Source organism: Mesorhizobium sp. M4B.F.Ca.ET.089.01.1.1 (assembly GCF_004022605.1).
In the GTDB taxonomy this organism is placed as follows: domain Bacteria; phylum Pseudomonadota; class Alphaproteobacteria; order Rhizobiales; family Rhizobiaceae; genus Mesorhizobium; species Mesorhizobium abyssinicae.
Map to the genome: position 1 here is coordinate 1 of NZ_RZOS01000548.1, position 3,371 is coordinate 3,371.

Here is a 3,371-nt window from a genome sequence, read left to right on the forward strand (position 1 = left end):
CGGGAAAGCTGGGGACGATGGGCTCGGCATTGTTCCCGCTGGCGACGACGACATGGCGCGCCGTCAGCGCGTCGGATCCCGTCTCGACGCGGAAACCGTCCTTGTCGCGGCGGATGCTGTCGACCGTCACGCCGAAGCGCGGCCTGAGCTCGAAACGTTCGGCATAGGCGTCGAGATAGGCCACCACCTTCTCGCGCGGCACATAGCGCGGATGGTCGCTGGGGAACGGCACGAAGGGCAGCGAGGAGAAGGACTTCACCGTATGCAAATGCAGCCGCCGGTAGTGCCGCCGCCAGGCCGGCGCCACCTCCGCTGCCTTTTCAAGCATAAGGAAATCCACCCCCGCCCGGCGCAGGCAGGCGCCGACGGCAAGGCCGGCCGGCCCGGCGCCGACAATCACGACATTGGTATCCAAGCGGTTTCCTCCCCTCCCAGGTCATGGCAGGCTATGCCGGGAGGTGCAGGCTGGACAAGTGGGGTGCGGCGCTTCCCCTTCTCCCCCTCAGCCCAGCCCCGCCAGCTTCGCCGCGTCGCGAATGGCGTTGACGGCGCCCGGGTTGGTCACGGGATAGCCCGAGATGAAACCCTCGACGGAAAAGTCGGGGAACTCGGCCGCGAGCCGCGCCACGAATCCGGCCGCCTCGGCGCTGTCGCCCGACGCCGCATGGGAGAGCGCCAGGAACATCAGCACATTGGGCGAGTCCGGCGTGCTTCTGCGCAAGGCCGCGATGGCTTCCCGGTGCCGTCCGGCGCAGAACAGGACGCGGCCGTGCATGCCGAAATACCAGGGCGGAGCGAGCGGATTGAGGCGCATGGCGCGCTCGATGAGCGCGATCGCCTCGGCAGGATCGCCTGCGACCAGCGCCTTGCTGCCGGCAAGCAGCGCCAGCGTGTCGGCATGGTTGGGGCCGCATTCGAAGGCCCTTTTGTAGGCACGCTCCGCGGCATCGAGGTCGCCGAGGCATCCCATGAGATCGCCGAAGCAGTTGCAGGCGCTGCTGTCGAAGGGATCGAGCCGGATCGCATTTTCGACCGCCGCGCGCCATTTCTCGATCGATGCCTGCGGATCGCGGCCAAAGCAGTTGCCGGCTTCGATCGAATAGGCGTAGGCGAGCTCGGTCCAGGCCCTGACCAGCGTCGGGTCGAGTTCCAGCGCGCGTGAAAACAGCCGGATCGCTTCCGCGTTGCCGGCGCGGCTGAAGGTGTTGTGCTGCTCGACGCCAAGCAGATAGAGATCATAGGCGCGCAGGCTGGCCGGCGGCTTGCGGCGAACCGCGTTGCGCCCGATCGTGGCGATCGCTCCGAAACAGCCGGCGAGCACATTGATGACGCTTTCGGTCAGGCTGTCCTGCAGCGCGAAGATGTCCTCGACCGGACGGTCGTAGCGCTCGCTCCAAAGGCTGACGCCGTTCCTCGCATCGGCGAGCTCGATGGTCAGCCGAATGCGGGTGTCGTCGGCGCGCAGTTGGCCCGACAAGATATAGGCGGCGCCCAGCGCCTTGCCGTCGGCCACGAAATCGGCGGGCTTGCTGCCCAGCGATTTCATGGTGTGGAAGGCAATGACCGGCAGGTCCGCATAGCGCGCAAGGTCGACGGTGATGTCCGACGACAGGCCGTTGGCGAAGCGGCGCCAGCGCTCTTCATCGCTCAGGCACTCGATCGGGAATATCGCCAGCACCGGCGAAGCGCCGGGCAAGGCCGACGGCTTGTCCGGCGGCAAGCTGGCAATGCCATTGAGGTGCGCGGCAAGCGCCACCTTGTTGCGCACGCCGAGCTTCTCGTAGATCGCGGCAAGATGGGTGCGCACGGTCGACGGCGCGATGAACAGCGCCTCGCCGATCTGGCGATAGGTCAGCCCGGCCGCGAATTTTTCCGCCACGGCGCGCTCGCGCTCGGACAGAGCCGGCGAGGACGGTGAAGACGTGGCCGCTGTCGCGTTGTGGTTCATGCAGATCCCTTGCCCGCGGGCGCACGCGCCATCAACGCCTGCCGTGGCAAAATACTACAAATGCAGGACCTAAAACACCGCATCTGGCCGATCCCCTCGCGGGCGCAGGAGGTGCAAGCTTCCTTGCAGCAACAGGCTGTAACCATGGGAGGTTTTCATGCGAGGTGTTTCGATCGGACTGGCATGCGCGATCGTGGGTTTTTCTTCCCCGTCGCAGTCATTCGCAAGCGGGTGCAGGCAAATGCTGGAATCGGACGTCAAGATTGCCAGCATGCGGCTTTATGCCGACATCCTGGCCAATGCCGCCCGCAATGGCTGGGACTACGCGCCGGAGGCGATCGTCAGCGGCTCGAAGCGGCATTTCGATGAGATGAAGCTGCAATTGATCGCCGCCGGCTATGAGATCGTCCCCGTCGGCGCCCGCCCGCACTGTCCCCGCTTCGACACGCTGGCGAGCGAATAGCAACGAAAAGCCGGGATCGCAGGCCGCGGCACTGAAAGCCGATTTCAGCAAAATATCAGCAGCCGTTCAGGACGGCGAGCGCACGTTGGGGCAATGTTGAAGCAATACAGGCCTAGCGACTGCGAACCACTGACCCTGGAGATCGATCATGCGTGAGAAGGCTGAAAGAGCGCTTTGGTCCTCGATGCTGGCGCAGGAGGAAACGCAGCGCATCCTGTCGATGGGCGTCGCCGGGCTCATCTGTGGGGAAGCCAATGAGATGCTGGCCTATTTCGAACGGCAGGCGCCTTGCGAGACGCCAGCCCCATCCGTCAAACGGTCGGGCCTATGGCCTCGAATTCGCCACGTCCTGCCGCACAGTGTTTTTCCGGGGAGCTTCTTTCGGGCTTGACCTTGCCGGCATTCTGCCTCTCCGATAGTCGCCGCGCGAATGGGCGCGGCGATGGGGCAAGGGCTTGTCGCAACAGTTCGGCAATGCGGTAATCGATCTTGAACTGGGCACGCTCAGGCGTGACGGCGAGATCGTGCCGGTGCGGCCGAAGACCTTCGACCTTCTTGCGTTCCTGATACGCAATTCCGGCCGAGTGCTGGGCAAGGACGAATTATTGCAGGCTGTCTGGCCAGGCATCATCGCCACCGAGGATTCGCTCACCCAGTGCATTCGCGACGCGCGCAAATCGATCGGCGACGAAGCGCAGGCGCTGATCCGTACCGTTCCCCGGCGCGGCTATCTGTTCCAGGTCGCGGAAACCCGGGCCAACGATCAGCCTCCGCAGATGGCGCCCCAAGCCGGACGCGCGGCCGAACCGATGGTCGCCATCCTGCCGTTCAGCGTCGAGGCCGGCGACACCATCGGCAGGGTGTTGTTCGACGGCGCGGTCGAGGAAATCACCAACGCGCTGTCGTGCTTCAAGACCGTCGCGGTGCTGGCTCGCCATTCGGCCTTCGTGCTGGCTGAGC

General features: G+C 65.2%; 5 protein-coding genes. 3 read left to right on the forward strand and 2 right to left on the reverse strand.

What is annotated here, in order from left to right; genetic code table 11:
- A partial coding sequence (locus EN780_RS30340; protein ID WP_133372779.1) for an NAD(P)/FAD-dependent oxidoreductase occupies positions 1-415 on the reverse strand: 415 nt, incomplete at its 3' end.
- 87 nt (positions 416-502) lie between these two features.
- Positions 503-1,948, reverse strand: a complete 1,446-nt coding sequence (locus tag EN780_RS30345; RefSeq protein ID WP_128276130.1) for a LuxR C-terminal-related transcriptional regulator — start codon at positions 1,946-1,948, stop codon at positions 503-505.
- A gap of 241 nt (positions 1,949-2,189) precedes the next feature.
- On the opposite strand from EN780_RS30345, the gene EN780_RS30350 reads away from it, so the two are divergent.
- The 3 genes from EN780_RS30350 to EN780_RS30360 form a co-directional block, all read left to right on the forward strand.
- A complete protein-coding gene (locus tag EN780_RS30350) occupies positions 2,190-2,411 on the forward strand; it encodes a hypothetical protein (protein WP_127310046.1) in 222 nt (73 codons plus the stop codon).
- A gap of 148 nt (positions 2,412-2,559) precedes the next feature.
- Complete coding sequence (locus tag EN780_RS30355) at positions 2,560-2,802, forward strand: hypothetical protein (protein ID WP_127310045.1); 243 nt, start codon at positions 2,560-2,562, stop codon at positions 2,800-2,802.
- Between the two features lie 139 nt (positions 2,803-2,941).
- Positions 2,942-3,371, forward strand: a 430-nt coding sequence (locus EN780_RS30360) for a winged helix-turn-helix domain-containing protein (protein ID WP_189556864.1), incomplete at its 3' end; no start/stop codon positions are given.

What these genes read in the sequence shown, in the direction of transcription:
- EN780_RS30350 (WP_127310046.1), top strand. Translation starts at nt 2,190, where the DNA reads ATGCTGGAATCGGACGTCAAGATTGCCAGCATGCGGCTTTATGCCGAC.
- EN780_RS30345 (WP_128276130.1), bottom strand. Translation starts at nt 1,948, where the DNA reads ATGAACCACAACGCGACAGCGGCCACGTCTTCACCGTCCTCGCCGGCT.
- EN780_RS30355 (WP_127310045.1), top strand. Translation starts at nt 2,560, where the DNA reads ATGCGTGAGAAGGCTGAAAGAGCGCTTTGGTCCTCGATGCTGGCGCAG.